Raw genomic sequence first — 16,002 nt, forward strand, 5'->3', positions numbered from 1 at the left:
TTATTCAGCAAGACGGGGAATTGCGGGTTTAGCCTGTTCAGGCCCCATAGCGGAATAGCCGCCATCGACAGCGTAATCTGCACCAGTAACAAAACTGGCCAAATCAGACAGTAAGAACGCGACAACTTGAGCGACTTCTTCTGGGTCACCAACGCGTTTTAATAAGTGGTAATCAGCGGCAACACGGTCTGTTTTTTGACGATCCCCCCCCGTGATTTCATCCATAACTCGGGACCAGGTCCATCCTGGGGAAACGGAATTTACACGAATTCCTTCAGCCGCATAATCCATTGCTTGGCTGCGAGTTACCTCTAACATAGTGGCTTTAGATGCAGGGTAGAGCCAACGACCTGTTTGGGCGACAGAAGAAGAAATGCTGGTAAAGTTGACGATGGCACCTTTACCCGACTTGACGAAATGCGCTTTGGCAAACTGCGCTGCCATCACCGCACTTACTACATTAATATTCAACGCAGTGAGCCAATCCTGCCTTGTCGATAACTGGCCTTCATCAAGATAAGTGGCTGCCAGATTAACTAAAAAATCGAGTTGGCCATATTTCTGCGCAACACGGTCAATACCTTGTTTAAGCTGTTGGTCATCTGTGATATCAACAGGAATAAAGTCAATATTGGGCTCACTTTGAGCGACTTTTTCACCATTCACGGCATCAATATCAAAAATCGTGACTTTTACACCGTAATCACTCAATACTTTCGCGACGGTTGCACCAATTTTGGTCGCTCCGCCAGTCACAATGGCAATCTTATTATTCAAACCTTTCATCGTTGTCACCCTCTTTCACCTTCATCTGGTTACAATGAATTCACAAAAAATTAACATAACGGATAGTTACGCAAATATGCGGGAAAGGGGTAGCCGATGGACGCAAAAAATATCCATTTTGTGCCGCAATTTAAATAATAAGATGATGATATAACTAGACAAATAGCCACTCTCGGCAGTGGCTATCCAAATAATGAAAAGTATGATTAATCGCAAAAATAAATAAAATAGATTATGGACGTTCTAAAATACGGGCGCCAGGGCCTCTCTTGCCCAGTACATCATCAGGGTTACGCAGTGGGCAATCACTTAATGATAAACAACCGCAACCAATGCAGTTATCCAACTCATTACGTAAACGAGTCAGTTGCCGAATGCGCTTATCTAAAGATTTACGCCATTGTGTCGACATCTCCTTCCATTGCTCGGAAGTGAGTGCACTATTTGCAGGAAAACGCCCTAATGCCTCTTGAATTTCATGTAATGGGATCCCCGTACTTTGTGCAACCTTAATAATGGCGATGTAACGAAGTACAACAGAGTGAAATCGTCGCTGATTCCCTTGAGTTCGTGTACTTTGAATTAGCCCCTTTGATTCATAAAAATGGACTGTAGAAACAGGCACTCCCGAGCGTTTTGCCACTTCGCCAACCGTTAATGCCCGCGTAAAATCAATTTTTTTCCCCTCATTTCTCTGCGGTTTTATCGTTTTTGTGTCTTTGTCTACCATTTTAGCTCACCTGCGCTTGACCTCAACTTAACTTAAGGTTTTATAGTGCCACCCTGCTAGTTTGTCAATTGAGATTATTTTTTTAAAGGGGATAGGTTTATGCCATCGGTGATTACCAAAATGTTAGAAAGCAATAGCTTATGGATTATTGCTCGCTTACTAGTCTTGGTTTTATTTATTTCATCTGGTTTAGCCAAAGTTTTTGATTATGAAAATAGTCTGGCTGAAATGCGTGCTGCAGGTCTTCACCCAGATTGGTTTTTCAATATTGCTTCTGCTGCTGTCATGTTAGTTGGCTCCGTGCTTGTGCTATTTAATCGTCTTTTATGGCTTGGTACTGGGGCATTAGCCGTGTTTTTGTTCCTCACTATTGTGGTTGTCCACACCTTTTGGAACTACACGGGAGAACAAGCTCAAATCGCGATGTTTTGGGCAATTGAACATATTGCTGTTATTGGGGGCTTAATCGCTATCGCCATTGCAGGGCATTTTAGAGGTCTTTATTTCGCGTTAAAAACGCAGAAATAGAAGGAAAATTTAATGAATAAAAAAACAATAATGACACTTTGTTCCGTTTTAATTGCTGTTGGGGCGGGTAGCGCGATTTATTCAACCTACGCCCAAAATGAAGAAGACGAACAAGCAGCCTATCAATATCCACCCGTAAAAGTGGCATTGGCTCCTGTTAGCTTAGATACCGCGCCTCGCACTTTTTACGGTGTGGGTGAATTAGAAGCTGGCAGCCAAGTCCTAGTCGCGGCAGAAACCAATGGCCGTATTACGAAAATTGCATTTGAATCTGGCCAGCAAGTCAAAAAAGGTCAATTACTAGTACAACTCAACGATGCTGTTGAACAAGCGGACTTATCACGCTACCAAGCACAGTTGCGTAATGCGGCTCGCTTATACGAAAGAACCCGTTCATTATCTGCGCAACATTTAGTGGCGGAGGCTCAAGTAGATAGCACCCGTGCTGAACGTGATATTGCTCAAGGCCTGATCCGCCAAACCCAAGCATTAATTGCGCAAAAAACAATCCGAGCGCCATTCGACGGGACAATCGGTATTCGCCAAGTCCATGAAGGGCAATATTTAAACCCTGGTGAAGCCATTGCCAGTTTGGTGGATACCCAAACCTTAAAGCTCAATTTCTCTTTAGATGAACAGGCCTCACCGGAACTGCATCAAGGACAAATTGTTGATATTACGGTGGATGCTTATCCCAATAAAACATTTCCAGCCCGTATTACAGCCATTGACCCACTTATCGGCAAATCACGCACTATCGCCCTGCAAGCTACACTAGAAAATAGTGATGGCACATTAAAAGCCGGGATGTACGCCAATGTGAATGTGGTTCGCCAAGCCAGTAATGAAGTCATTACGATCCCAGAAACCGCCGTTACATATACCGCCTATGGCGATACCGTGTTTATTACACAAGGTGAAGGGGATGCGATGACCGTCAAGCGCGTGTCCGTGAAAACAGGGCAACGTTGGGATGGCAAAATAGAAATAGAACACGGCTTAAGTGCTAACGATAAAGTCGTCACCTCTGGGCAATTACGCTTAAACGACGGCTCTGCTGTCACCCCTGTCGCTCAAGATACATTGTCTGAACCAATCGCTAACACGGCTCAAGGTTCATAAGGAAGGCGCAATGAAATTTACTGATGTTTTTGTTCGCCGACCTGTTCTAGCTCTCGTGGTCAGTGCGCTAATTGTGTTAATAGGTTTATTTGCGTTGAGTAAGTTGCCTATTCGCCAATATCCACAACTTGAAAGCTCGACGATCACCATTACTACGCAATACCCTGGCGCGTCGGCTAAATTGATGCAAGGGTTTGTGACGCAACCCATCGCACAAGCGGTTTCCTCAGTGGAAGGTGTCGACTACCTGTCCTCTTCATCTGTGCAAGGAAGCAGCCTTGTCACCGTTCGAATGGAACTTAACCGAGACTCGACTCAAGCCCTTGCACAAGTCATGGCGAAGGTGAACCAAGTTCGTTATAAATTACCGAAAGAAGCTTATGACCCAGTGATTGAGCTTTCCTCTGGGGAATCCACTGCGGTTGCTTATATCGGTTTTTCCAGTACCAATTTATCCATTCCCGCCCTGACAGACTACATTTCTCGCGTTATTGAGCCAATGTATTCCTCAATTGATGGTGTTGCTAAAGTTCAAGTCTTTGGTGGGCAACAGTTGGCAATGCGTTTATGGCTGGATGCCGATAAATTAGCCGGCCGAGGGCTAACCGCTGCGGATGTTGCGCAAGCAGTTCGCCAAAATAACTACCAAGCGGCACCCGGTAAAGTCAAAGGCGAGTTCGTAATTTCTAATGTCTATGTCAATACCGACCTCACTAATGTCGATGAGTTTCGTGATTTAGTGATCCGCAACGATGGCAATGGGTTAGTACGTTTAAAAGATGTAGGAACCATTGAATTAGGGGCCGCTTCCACAGAAACCAGTGGTTTAATGAATGGTGAGCCTGCGATTTACCTTGGTTTATTTGCCACACCAACCGGTAACCCACTGGTAATCGTTGATGGTATGAATCAATTAATGCCAGACATCACCAAAACATTACCTCCCGGTGTTAAAGTCGAAATGGCATTTGAAACTTCGCGCTTTATTAAAGCGTCTATTGACCAAGTTATTAACACCTTAGTTGAAGCGTTACTGATTGTTATCGCTGTTATTTACCTATGTTTAGGGTCGATTCGTAGCGTGATCATCCCAATTTTAGCTATTCCACTATCAATGTTAGGTGCAGCTGCATTGATGATGGCATTTGGATTTAGTATTAACTTACTCACGTTACTCGCCATGGTATTAGCGATTGGTCTCGTCGTCGATGATGCTATCGTGGTCGTCGAAAACGTCCATCGCCATATTGAAGAAGGGAAATCACCGGTTTTAGCGGCTTTAATTGGTGCTCGTGAAGTGGCAGGCCCAGTTATCGCAATGACAATCACCTTGGCAGCAGTATATGCCCCTATAGGACTAATGTCGGGGTTAACAGGGGCTTTATTTAAAGAATTTGCGCTCACGTTGGCCGGTGCGGTGATTGTTTCCGGTGTCGTAGCCTTAACCCTCTCTCCTGTTATGAGCTCCTTCATGTTGAACTCAAAACAGAATGAAGGGCGTATGGCGCGTATGGCAGAAACCTTCTTTTCTACCTTAGCCCACTACTATACCATTGTATTGAATTTCTCCTTGAAAAACCGTTGGTTAACAGGGGTTATTGCCGTTGGCGTATTCATTAGTTTACCGCTGCTTTATCAATCTGCGCCTCGTGAATTAGCTCCGGTGGAAGACCAATCTAGCGTATTAACCGCTATCAAATCACCGCAGCACGCTAACCTCGAGTACGTAGAACGTTTTTCACGTAAATTACATGATGTTTTCATGGAATTACCGGAAACGGAGAGTACTTGGATTATTAACGGAACCGATGGCCCCTCCGCTAGCTTTGGGGGAACCAACTTGACATCATGGGAGCAACGCGACCGCGTCGCGTCTGAGATCCAAGGCGACTTACAAGGGCGCGTTGGTGATGTCGAAGGGAACAGCATTTTCGTTTTCCAATTGCCTGCATTACCCGGTTCAACTGGCGGCTTACCAATCCAAATGGTGCTCAGAAGCCCGCAGGATTATTCGGTACTCTACAAAACCATGGAGGAGATCAAGCAACAAGCACGTGAAAGCGGTCTGTTTATGGTGGTCGATAGTGACCTCGACTACAACAACCCAGTGGTAGAAATCCGCATTAACCGTTCAAAAGCAAATAGCTTAGGCATTCGTATGCAAGATATCGGTGAATCGCTGACCTTATTAGTGGGTGAAAACTATATTAACCGCTTTGGGATGGATGGCCGTTCTTACGACGTGATCCCACAAAGTATTCGTAGCCAACGCCTGACACCAGAAGCCCTTTCACGACATTATGTAAAATCGGAAGCGGGAACGATGATCCCCCTCTCAACCGTGGTAGATATCAACACCCAAGTGGAGCCAAATAAACTCACGCAATTTAATCAACAAAATGCGGCAATTTTCCAAGCAATACCCGCTCCTGGTGTCACGTTAGGCCAAGCTGTTGCCTACTTAGACGAAATAGCCAATGAGCTACCCGCAGGCTTTAGCCATGACTGGCAATCCGATTCGCGCCAATATAAACAAGAAGGAAACACCCTCGCCTTTGCCTTTATGGCGGCGCTCATCATTATTTACTTAGTCTTAGCGGCGCAATATGAAAGTTTAGTCGACCCATTGATTATCTTGATTACTGTTCCACTTTCAATTTGTGGTGCATTAATTCCATTGGCGCTTGGCTATGCGACATTGAATATTTACACCCAAATCGGCTTAGTCACATTGATTGGCTTAATCAGTAAACATGGAATATTGATGGTTGAGTTTGCCAATGAATTACAAGCCAATGAAGGATTAGATAGGCGACATGCTATTCTCAAAGCAGCACAAATTCGTTTACGCCCAATATTAATGACAACCGCAGCAATGGTGATTGGCTTAGTTCCACTGCTATTCGCCACTGGAGCAGGAGCAAATAGCCGCTTTGGCTTAGGCTTAGTGATAGTCACCGGTATGTTAGTTGGCACATTATTTACTCTGTTTGTTTTGCCGACCATTTATACCTTACTCGCCCGTAATCATAGTGCAACCGCACTAACACCAAGGCGCTATGAGCTTGCCGAAGCGAATCGCCTAATCAAAGAAACTGAGGAGACGTCCCAATGAGAAGTACGTTAACTAGCCGTCATCAACGTAACAACCGTACAGTCAACGAAGTGGAAGTGAATACGATGAGCAATAGCATGGCCATGCTATTAATTTATCATGGTCTCCCCGCAACTTTGGGAAAATCCTATTCAGCGTCGAACTCGAGTACTTTAAATAAGCCTACGCGCTAATGTGAATAGCCGCCAAACCATTTTAGGTTTGGCGGCTATTATCAAAGAATATCCTAACGTACTGTCCCTATTGGCCTTCATAAAAGGCTAAAACAAGATTACCTTCCCGAATAATAATTGGGTTGCCCGGTAATGCATCCAACAATTCACGCTGAGAATTTTCTACGACCACCGCCACATCTTTATAATGATAATTTTTTAATAAATCAGGTAGCTGCTTTAAGCTATAAAACCGATTAGCGGCATCTGGGTATTTTAGCCCGTAACCTAGCTCCCCAGTTTGGTGAAGCATCGTGATATCACTGCGTTTAAGTACCCATGCCAATGTGGTGCCTAACCCGACATTATTGGTTAACAATACGGTTTTATCCGCTAATTGGTGATGATATTTCGCAATCACCTCTTGTGGCGTATTATTACTGGCAATACGCGATGGGATAATATGACCTACAGTTAAGCTAATACCCACCGTACACATTGCAGCTAAATACCAAAACCGTTGTTTGAAAGAGACTAAAGCAACCAATAACCAAAAAATAAACGCGCCCGCGGCTAACCATAACTTTCCACTTTCATCGGCCTGAAACACGCTCAGTTTAGGGTAATAAGCAGAAGCAATAATTCCCCCAGCAATAACGCCACCTATCAGTGTGTTAATCAATGCATTCAAACGGATAGGCCGTGTTTTTTTCTCAGCAAGTATTTTTTCAATGTAGGCGGCCATAAGAACTGCAATAGGTGCAATACAAGGCAAAATATAGGTCAGTAATTTACCTTTGGTAATACTGAAGAAAACAAATGGCACAATAAACCACAATAGAAAATAAGTATGTAACCCTTTTTGTTGCCATGCATGGCGTAGCGCACCAAAAAGGTAACCTAACCAAGGTAATACCGCGGCGAGCAAAATAGGAATATAAAACCAAAATGGGGATTTATTTTGCGCGTTATTTGCCATAAAACGTTGAATATGCTCAACCCAGAAGAAATAATGCCAGAAATCAGGTTCACGACTGGCAATAACGAAAGCCCAAGGTAAGCACACAACAAAAGCAGTGAACAGTGAAACAAACGAGAAAACAAATACTTCTTTGAATTGTTTAAAGTAAATAGCGGCAACGGAACAAACAAGTACTGGCAGTACTAAAACGAGAAAACCTTTTGTTAATACCCCTAGCCCACAGGCGACTCCCATCATGATGAAAGCGAGTAATTTATGAGAGAAGTATTTTGTCGTTAACCCCCATTGGAAAAAGAAAATCACCATAGTGATAAAGGCTGTCACGATGGGGTCAAGAATATTGTAGGTGCCGATAGTAAAAACCATCAACATGGAAAGGTAAATAAACACGGCATTGAAAGCGAGCCGTGAGTTTTTCCAAGCCATTTTGGCACTGAGATAAACAAATAGCCCACTGACTAATGTGCTAAATACTACGCCAAGGCGAACCGAAATGTTATTTTCACCAAATAACATTTGGAAAATAGCCCCGACCCAATAACCAAAAATAGGTTTCTCAAAATAACGGATATCTAAAAGCTCAGGAACGCTCCAATTATAACTAATAATCAATTCCCGACTAATTTCTGCATACCGTAGTTCATCCGGTTGCCACAATAACCTACCGTTTAACGGTAAAAAATAGGTTACTAGAACAAAACCAAATAACAGACACCATTTTAGGTAGGCAACTTTATTGCTTGCCATAATCATTTCATCTCAACCATTCTTGTTATTGATATTTAATAATTTTATTTATTTCGTTTGAACAAACACACTCTTTTATGTAGCTATTATCGTTATGCCAATTAAACCCCATTTAAACAAGTCAAAAGTTGATTGGTATAAATATCGCTGTATATAAACAATTAATAAATAGAAACTCCATTTTATCGATAAAAAAGATGAGGATTGCAGGTTAAGACTGAATATATAAAAAATAGTTCAGTCTTTAAAAATAAGGTGAAAATTTAATTCGTTCTTAATATTAATCATTAATACAAAAAAGTGTACGGCAGTTTATAAACAAAAACCGGTCAGGGCATTCACCATAACCGGTTATTATTCATACAACGTAAAACTATTTGGCAGCAGCTAACGCCTGTTCAAGGTCTGCTAGAATATCATCAATATGTTCTATGCCAATTGATAAGCGGATCATATCCCGAGAAACTCCTGCCTGCGCTAACTCTGCATCATTAAGCTGACGATGTGTCGTTGATGCAGGGTGGCAGGCAAGTGATTTAGCATCACCAATATTCACCAACCGCACAATCAGTTTCAAAGCATCAATAAAGCGCGCCCCAGCTTCTTGGCCACCTTTAATACCAAACGACATAATACTTGCTGGCTTGCCATTCATATACTTTTGCGCCAGACCATGTTCAGGGTTACTCGGTAGACCTGCATATTTCACCCACTCTACTTGTGGATGATTTTCGAGGTAGTTCGCCACTTTTAGCGCATTTTCGGTATGTCTATCCATTCTTAGCGCGAGGGTTTCTAAACCTTGTAAAATCAAGAATGCGTTAAACGGTGATAATGCAGCCCCCGTTCCGCGCAATGGTGCAACTCGGCAACGCGCAATAAAGGCCGCTGCGCCAAAATGTTCGGTATAACTTACGCCATGATAAGCCACATCTGGTTCTATCAATAATGAAAAACGGTCTGGGTAGTCTGTCCATGGGAACTTACCTGAATCAATAACCATTCCACCAAGTGATGTTCCATGCCCACCAATATATTTGGTCAATGAATGAACGACGATATCTGCCCCATGTTCAAATGGACGGCATAAATAAGGGGTTGCCACGGTATTATCGACAATCAAAGGCACGCCATGGCGATGTGCTACTGCAGCAAGTGCCGCAATATCAACAATAAAACCAGCCGGGTTTGAAATTGACTCGCAGAATACAGCTCGAGTCTTGTTATCAATTAGCGCTTCAAGTGCTGCTAAGTCATCATGCTCCGCAAAACGCGTTTCAATGCCTAAGCGCGGTAGAGCATGAGCTAATAAGTTATAAGTTCCACCATACAATTTAGCAACAGAAACAATGTTGTCCCCTGCTTGTGCGATGGTTTGGATCGCATAAGTAATTGCTGCCATACCAGAAGCAACGGCCAAGCCAGCGACACCACCTTCAAGCGCAGCTACTCGTTGCTCTAGAACATCATTCGTTGGGTTCATAATTCGCGTGTAAATATTACCCGCAACTTTTAAATCGAAGAGGTCGGCACCGTGCTGAGTGTCATCAAAAGCATAAGAGGTGGTTTGGTAGATTGGCACGGCAACGGACTTAGTGGTAGGGTCAGGAGAGTAACCGGCGTGAATCGATAATGTTTCTAATTTCATTCTTTATCCTTGTTACGACACACTGGAATAGATACAGCCAGAGGTAGTGATTACGTTATTATGATGCTGTGATAACCTTAGATATTACCTAAGCCGCTACATCGAGCAACTACTTGTACTTGAAATTATTTCACATTGATAGATGTGGTGAGGGTGATTATCACGCTATTCAGATTAAAAATTAGTTACATTAATATCTATCCTTATAACCTATTTCATATTGATATAAAAAAGCCACAACCCTTACAGGCCATGGCTTTTCTGCTTATAAAGTTTTATTTGTTTTTATGAAAATGCACCATAAATAACTGAAGTAATAGAGGCCAGTCCACAAATAAAGGTGAAGATTTGAGCAGGCTTTGACGTGCTGAACTTCTTCATCGCAGGAACAATATTCATCGACACGACAGGTAGAATAAACAGAATAGCGGCAATCATTGGTGCCCCCATCGTTTCAATCATGCCTAAAATACTCGGGTTACGAATAGTCACAATCCACGTTGTAATCACAATAAATAACATGGAAGCCGTTTGAATTTTCTTCACAGAGAAAGAAGAACGGGACTTAATTAACCCAACTAAGCCTTCGTGAGCCCCTAAGAAGTGACCAAAATAACTCGATACAATCGCAGCAAAAGCAACTATCGGCCCTAAATAAGACAAGATTGGCGATGGGTTAATATTCGCGATATGTGATAGCACACTAATATTCTGTTCTTTCGCAACGGCAAGCTCTGCAGGGCTTAGTGATAAGACCACAGAGAAAACGAAAAACATCACAAAGCCTGTCAGCATTAATGCTGCACCACCCGTAATCATATCTGTTTTCACAATCGCATTATTACCAAACTGCTGACGTTGGTCTTTAGTAAATTGGCTGATAATTGGGCTATGGTTAAATGAGAATACGATTAGTGGGATCGCCATCCAAACAATCACAGGCATTGCACTCCAATCAGGAGCCACTTCTAGCATTGACGTATTCCATTCAGGAATTAAATACAATGATAAAGCTAATAAAATGAATACCAGAGGGTAAACCATTAGAGAAGTAAGCCTTAGCATAAGCTCACGACCAAATACCACCCCTGCAGTCATTGCTGCAATCAGCACCCCAGACAGTAACCATCGTGGCAGCGGCTCTATTTCGAGTTGATTTACCAAGAATGAATCAACGGTATTTGTGATACCTACACCATAAATCAATACGATAGGGTAAATAGCAAAGAAATAAGCAAACGTTATAATATTTGCGCCTACTTTACCAAAGTGTTCTTCTACCGTATCTGTAATATCCGCATTTGGATTTTTTGAAGATAAAACAAAGCGTGCTAACCCTTTATGGGCTAACCAAATCATTGGTGTTGCAATTATTGCTAATATTACTAATGGCCAAAACCCCCCTGCACCCGCTTTAATTGGCAGGAATAGAACTCCTGCCCCTACGGCGGTACCAAATAAAGAAAGTACCCAAGTAAAATCCTTATAGGTCCACTTACTAACAGGTTTATCTGCTGTATCTACTGTTTTTTCAATTGTGCTCATCTTGTGTTCTTCATCATTAACGTTATTAAAATAAGATGTGCAGATTTTGCATTAAATAATCAACAGTGCCTAATTTAATCACGCTATTTTTTTCAACTTTTTGGTGTAGATCTCGTTAATAACGTAAAAAAAATAAATACCACGTAATTATTCTGTGAATAAATAATTTTGCAATTAATTAAAAAAGTAAATTTTAGATATAAAGTATTTAATTTTTAATTTGAAAAATGGCTGAGCCATTTGCTCAGCCATTTTTTTACCTGAAAAACTGAAGTTTTATAGGTAGACTGGAACTAATATTTCTGTCGCAATCACCACCACAACCAATCCAACTAATACTGGAATTGACGTTCTTTTCACCACTTCAAAAGGAGAGATTTTTGCCATACCAGATACAGCTACGACAACCCCTGATACAGGCGATAAAGTCCGCCCTAAATTAGAGGCTTGCAACATTGGGATCACTAAATAAGCAGGATTGACGCCCATTTGTTTTGCTAAATGAGGGATTAGCTCAACAAACGCATAGAACGGTGCATTTCCCGAGCCCGTTGTCATCGCGGCTAACATCGTAATCACGACCAGGGCAATCATCATCACAATTGCACCTGAACCAAATGATTGTGCGAGGTCAATTAGCCCTTTGATGAAACCAATGGTGCTTAAACCCTGCGCAAAGACCCCAGCGGCGACTAACAACATCACAACCGTTGCAAATGCATCGGCCATTCCTCTATAACAAACTTCTAAGCCACCATAGACGTGTTTCGCGCTAAAACTGCGTAAAAACTCAATGACTGCAGCTAAAATAATGCAGCCAACAATAATCGTAACGATATGCAATTCAGGCGCCCATTTACCATCAAACACTAAAACACCGATAATTGGCGTAAAAGGTAAGATAGCGTAGAAAGCAGGTGCGTGTGTTTTGATTTCATTGACGTCTAACATTTCTGTTTTGACGTTCTCTTTTCTGTCTAAATAACGTTGCCAGAAGAAGTGCGCAATTGACATTGCCACAATTGCCGCGATAGAAATCGGTAAGGTCGTTTTAAATGCGAAGTCGATTAATGGCATTTCAGCCGCTTTTGCCGCCAAAATAACGTCACCGGATGTTGGCGCTAAAATAATTGCCGCTGGCGATGCACAAATTGCCGCTGCTGCACCACGACTGATCCCAACATTCACCATGACAGGGAATAACGTCGCCATCAGTAATACACCAAGGCCTGTCGCAGAGGAAACCGCTAACGACATCAAGCATGCCACAATATAAGCGGCAACCATCAACAAATAGGGGGAGTTGATCATTTTTAATGGCTTAGAAGCGATTTTCACCACAACATCATTTGCCCCAATGTGAGTCATATAAGATGCAAACCCACATAACACCATGATCATCATGCCAAGGTCGCCACCTCGGCTCATTAATAGGAATTTTATGTATTCCAGAATATCTGTTACGCGCCACCCCGTCGTCGGAACAGAACCTGGTAAAATACTTTTACCCATAATCGCAGTAATGATCAGAAGTAAAATACCCCCTGTCATTAGTACACCCGTTGCGGAATACCCTTTTATGATATAACGCCCAACTCCAATGGCGACAATAACGCCGATTAAGAGCTCAATCATGTATTTCTCCTGCCTGTCTTATTTTGTAATTATAAAAAATCACTCTGCCTAATCATTAAGCAAAATTCACTGACTATGATCATATCAACAGATGATTTTTAGTATAGAAATACGTTAAAACACAAGCAGAATAAGTAAAAAATCTCTTTTAGACGGCAGTTTACAGCCGATACCCCCATATTTTAATAAAAAATAGGAAAGTCAGCTTAATTTAGCGGCATCATGTTTTCACATTAAAGAAGGAAATTGATTAACTAAATAACTCATAAATCATATCACCAAAAAAACCGCGATATTGTAAATAACGAATTTGCTTACTTTTTTCTTTAAAATCTTTAGGAATATTATCCCCAAATTTCTTACTACGTACCAGTGCGGCCTTTTCAAACCAATCTACATCTATAGTGGCAAAATGTTTTTCCACAACCGTTTCAGTGAAACCTTTCTGTCGCATTTCTTGTTTTATCCGCAATGGCCCATATCCCTTGCGCAGATAACCTTGCATTAATAGCCCAGCAACACGGTCATCATCAAGAAAATGTTGCTCACTTAGCCTTTCAAGCACCAATTCAATTAAAGACTCATCGATAATGCCGTCATTTTTCTCATACATACGCCGTTTCATACGTGCAAATAGCTCAGCTTTCCCATAATCACGGCGGGAAAGCATAAACAAGGCGTATTGGTAAAGCTCGGTTTCATTCATGGCGTTAAACTTTCATCATTAAATTGGGCGCATTGCGCGCCCAGTCTAACATAAACCTTTGTACTCTAGCTTGAATAAGCATGTGATTTGGCTGGCTGAGTGCAGTCAACACCCATGCAGCTTGAATCGTGACGCGTATGTACTCTAAATAATTCAAGTTGCATGTAGGCGACAAACGAAGACAGACCGATGAGCATACATAAGTATGTGATTCGGCTGGCTGAGTGCAGTCAACACCCATGCAGCTTGAAGTATGACGAGTATGACAAGTTAGTGAACTTTAGCACCACTCAACAATTTATATATCGTATCCGGGGTATAGCTGCCGTCTTGGAAATAAATTGTCCAGTCCGTAATATCGTCGCGCGTTAATGGGTAAACTTCCCCTTCTTGCATATTTTTCACATAAAAAGGATGATTAATTAAACGCCCTTCAAACTGGTCACCATTCCAAGAAACAGGTTCAAACCACATATGTTCATGACCATCGAAGTCTTCTTCTGCGTCATGATAGCCAATACCGCATTTCACTAAAAAGCGCCATTCTGAATCTTCAGCTTCCTCGTTTTTACCGAGGAATTTGGCAAAGAAACCTTTCTTCTGAGCCACTGGTTTTGGCCCGTAGTTATCTAACATATGCGTGAAATATTCCCAACGTAATTTGGCTTTACGGGACATATCAGCGGTTTCTTCATCGGTACGCATAAACATCATCGCGTTTTGGTCTTCAAAGCCTTCAAAGAAACTTTCTAATACAGGGTTTTCTTGTGTCACACGGAACAACATCGCGGATGGGTGCTGATGAGATTCATCTCTATCATGCCAATCTCCCATAAAGCGCTCTGATGACGCATCTCCAAACTCGAAATTCATCTCTTCAAGTGGCTTCAAGTCATCAATTGGCGTTGATTTACCCACGTGCAACAGACCTTCTTCAAACGGAACGGCAACTAAATACTCATAGCCTGCTTGGGTTTGCCCAATAAAAATGGGTTCATTAAACACGATTTTTCCGTGAGTAATACTGTTATTTACGAAGCTCCAAAACAGTTCGGGAATACCATAATAAGAAGCGATCGGGTGAGGTATAATAATTTCCGCTTCAGATAAACCACAGCGAGCCAAACCGTGCGTGTGGAACCAATACATGGTCGGCGCCCGCTCTTCTTCTGGCTTGTCTTCGTTGTCTTCTTGGTCATAAATGGCATGAACAACATACAAAGAATCAATACTTGGCATTAAATCATCAATGAGTTGGAAATTAAGCCACTCACGAGTAAACACTTTCCCTGCGGCAGAAATATCCAGGCCCAGTAATAAATCGGGTACCAAGATTTGAATGACCTTTAACTGCTGCAGATAATTGACTAATGGTTGTCCTTGAAATAAGCACTCAACAATCACCGCTTGAGGGGCTGCACTTGCTTCTGCATACAGCTCAGGGCTGATTGGGTCAGTGGCAAAATAAGGGTTGATAGTATATTCAGGATCGCTATCCACTAAAGCGATATAAAAACGTAATTCTTCCTCATCTTTTTTACAGCTAAAGAAAAAGCCGCCGTCCTCTGGAATATAATCTATTTCACCATCAGTAAAATACGTTTGCTCTTCTAAGCGTTGCTCAAGCAATAAAGACGTCAACTCAGAACCTGGGATAGCAACCATCATAGATGCTTCTTTCTCGCCCTCACCCACTGCTGTATCAAGGTAATATTGTTTGTTATTCATTTTCAGACCTATTAATAAGTGACTCTGGCGAGGATATCAGCTTATATTCATTAAGAATATTGTGATTATTCTTAACAAACAGAGATTGTGATTTGATCCTCCATATTGTAACTAAGTTAATAAATAATCATTATTCGACAATCAGTTATTCTACTTTTCATACTGTATTGACTGAGGCACAATAATGCTCTTTCTTTAGTTTGCTTTAAATTGATAAAGCAAAAAGTTCTATTTCAATAAAGGTAATTCAAATATGGCTGATTTAACCAAAGCACAAAAAGAATATGTCGATGACCTCGCAATGCAACGCGTTTTCGATATGAACAGCGATGAAGTGTTGGTCAACGCCTTAGAACAAAAAATTCACCAAATGGAAGACCATTTGAAAGCCTATTTTCATGAGCGAGTTAAATTTCATCAGCAAACTAAAAAATAGCCTTTACCAGCTCAGTGCCGATGCTGTTTATGATATCGGCACCTGTTTTACCCCTTTCGGGCGGTAATTCTTAAATAAACAATAAACACACATTTATTTAGGTTTAAATATCAACAAAAAAGCATTAAGCGCCATCTAAAAA

At 41.8% G+C, this 16,002-nt stretch carries 13 protein-coding genes; 5 read left to right on the top strand and 8 right to left on the bottom strand.

What is annotated here, in order from left to right:
- Both PSF42_RS10410 and soxR read right to left on the bottom strand, forming a co-directional pair.
- Complete coding sequence (locus PSF42_RS10410; RefSeq protein ID WP_125892958.1) at nt 1–786, bottom strand: SDR family oxidoreductase; 786 nt, start codon at nt 784–786, stop codon at nt 1–3.
- A gap of 232 nt (nt 787–1,018) precedes the next feature.
- A complete protein-coding gene (soxR, locus tag PSF42_RS10415) occupies nt 1,019–1,516 on the bottom strand; it encodes a redox-sensitive transcriptional activator SoxR (protein ID WP_125892960.1) in 498 nt (165 codons plus the stop codon).
- Between the two features lie 99 nt (nt 1,517–1,615).
- Between soxR and PSF42_RS10420 the strand changes: the two genes are divergently transcribed.
- From PSF42_RS10420 to PSF42_RS10435, 4 genes are read left to right on the top strand one after another with little or no spacing between them, the layout of a single operon-like run.
- Entirely contained in the window at nt 1,616–2,044 is a 429-nt protein-coding gene (locus tag PSF42_RS10420; protein WP_272679980.1) for a DoxX family protein, read from the top strand.
- 12 nt (nt 2,045–2,056) lie between these two features.
- Nucleotides 2,057–3,166, top strand: coding sequence for an efflux RND transporter periplasmic adaptor subunit (locus tag PSF42_RS10425; RefSeq protein WP_125892964.1), 1,110 nt, complete (start codon nt 2,057–2,059; stop codon nt 3,164–3,166).
- A gap of 10 nt (nt 3,167–3,176) precedes the next feature.
- Entirely contained in the window at nt 3,177–6,281 is a 3,105-nt protein-coding gene (locus PSF42_RS10430) for a MexW/MexI family multidrug efflux RND transporter permease subunit (RefSeq protein WP_248467506.1), read from the top strand.
- Nucleotides 6,278–6,454: a hypothetical protein gene (locus PSF42_RS10435; protein ID WP_185746923.1), complete on the top strand. Its 177-nt coding sequence runs from the start codon at nt 6,278–6,280 to the stop codon at nt 6,452–6,454. Before PSF42_RS10430 ends, PSF42_RS10435 begins: the two co-directional genes overlap by 4 nt.
- Nucleotides 6,455–6,521: 67 nt before the next feature.
- On the opposite strand, the gene arnT is transcribed toward PSF42_RS10435, so the two are convergent.
- The 6 genes from arnT to PSF42_RS10465 all read right to left on the bottom strand — a co-directional run bounded on the left by arnT (nt 6,522) and on the right by PSF42_RS10465 (nt 15,424).
- A complete protein-coding gene (arnT, locus tag PSF42_RS10440) occupies nt 6,522–8,168 on the bottom strand; it encodes a lipid IV(A) 4-amino-4-deoxy-L-arabinosyltransferase (RefSeq protein WP_336313768.1) in 1,647 nt (548 codons plus the stop codon).
- Nucleotides 8,169–8,535: 367 nt separating this feature from the next.
- Nucleotides 8,536–9,810: a bifunctional O-acetylhomoserine aminocarboxypropyltransferase/cysteine synthase gene (locus PSF42_RS10445; protein ID WP_272679982.1), complete on the bottom strand. Its 1,275-nt coding sequence runs from the start codon at nt 9,808–9,810 to the stop codon at nt 8,536–8,538.
- A 285-nt stretch (nt 9,811–10,095) separates the two neighbouring features.
- A complete protein-coding gene (locus PSF42_RS10450; protein WP_125892970.1) occupies nt 10,096–11,355 on the bottom strand; it encodes an aromatic amino acid transport family protein in 1,260 nt (419 codons plus the stop codon).
- 276 nt (nt 11,356–11,631) lie between these two features.
- Nucleotides 11,632–12,990 carry an anaerobic C4-dicarboxylate transporter DcuC gene (gene dcuC, locus PSF42_RS10455; protein WP_102139170.1) on the bottom strand — a complete coding sequence of 453 codons (1,359 nt, stop codon included), beginning with the start codon at nt 12,988–12,990 and terminating at the stop codon, nt 11,632–11,634.
- 250 nt (nt 12,991–13,240) lie between these two features.
- Nucleotides 13,241–13,696: a regulatory protein RecX gene (locus PSF42_RS10460; protein WP_125895254.1), complete on the bottom strand. Its 456-nt coding sequence runs from the start codon at nt 13,694–13,696 to the stop codon at nt 13,241–13,243.
- Between the two features lie 270 nt (nt 13,697–13,966).
- Complete coding sequence (locus PSF42_RS10465; protein ID WP_272679983.1) at nt 13,967–15,424, bottom strand: DUF4026 domain-containing protein; 1,458 nt, start codon at nt 15,422–15,424, stop codon at nt 13,967–13,969.
- A 253-nt stretch (nt 15,425–15,677) separates the two neighbouring features.
- On the opposite strand from PSF42_RS10465, the gene PSF42_RS10470 reads away from it, so the two are divergent.
- Nucleotides 15,678–15,860 (top strand): hypothetical protein, encoded by a 183-nt coding sequence (locus PSF42_RS10470; RefSeq protein WP_102139173.1) that lies wholly within the window; start codon nt 15,678–15,680, stop codon nt 15,858–15,860.
- Nucleotides 15,861–16,002 lie beyond the last annotated feature (142 nt).

It is taken from the genome of Providencia sp. PROV032 (assembly GCF_028484875.1).
Taxonomy (GTDB): Bacteria; Pseudomonadota; Gammaproteobacteria; order Enterobacterales; family Enterobacteriaceae; genus Providencia; species Providencia rettgeri_E.

Coding starts and splice junctions, on each gene's coding strand:
- PSF42_RS10410 (WP_125892958.1), bottom strand. CDS start 786: ATGAAAGGTTTGAATAATAAGATTGCCATTGTGACTGGCGGAGCGACC.
- soxR (WP_125892960.1), bottom strand. CDS start 1,516: ATGGTAGACAAAGACACAAAAACGATAAAACCGCAGAGAAATGAGGGG.
- PSF42_RS10420 (WP_272679980.1), top strand. CDS start 1,616: ATGCCATCGGTGATTACCAAAATGTTAGAAAGCAATAGCTTATGGATT.
- PSF42_RS10425 (WP_125892964.1), top strand. CDS start 2,057: ATGAATAAAAAAACAATAATGACACTTTGTTCCGTTTTAATTGCTGTT.
- PSF42_RS10430 (WP_248467506.1), top strand. CDS start 3,177: ATGAAATTTACTGATGTTTTTGTTCGCCGACCTGTTCTAGCTCTCGTG.
- PSF42_RS10435 (WP_185746923.1), top strand. CDS start 6,278: ATGAGAAGTACGTTAACTAGCCGTCATCAACGTAACAACCGTACAGTC.
- arnT (WP_336313768.1), bottom strand. CDS start 8,168: ATGATTATGGCAAGCAATAAAGTTGCCTACCTAAAATGGTGTCTGTTA.
- PSF42_RS10445 (WP_272679982.1), bottom strand. CDS start 9,810: ATGAAATTAGAAACATTATCGATTCACGCCGGTTACTCTCCTGACCCT.
- PSF42_RS10450 (WP_125892970.1), bottom strand. CDS start 11,355: ATGAGCACAATTGAAAAAACAGTAGATACAGCAGATAAACCTGTTAGT.
- dcuC (WP_102139170.1), bottom strand. CDS start 12,990: ATGATTGAGCTCTTAATCGGCGTTATTGTCGCCATTGGAGTTGGGCGT.
- PSF42_RS10460 (WP_125895254.1), bottom strand. CDS start 13,696: ATGAATGAAACCGAGCTTTACCAATACGCCTTGTTTATGCTTTCCCGC.
- PSF42_RS10465 (WP_272679983.1), bottom strand. CDS start 15,424: ATGAATAACAAACAATATTACCTTGATACAGCAGTGGGTGAGGGCGAG.
- PSF42_RS10470 (WP_102139173.1), top strand. CDS start 15,678: ATGGCTGATTTAACCAAAGCACAAAAAGAATATGTCGATGACCTCGCA.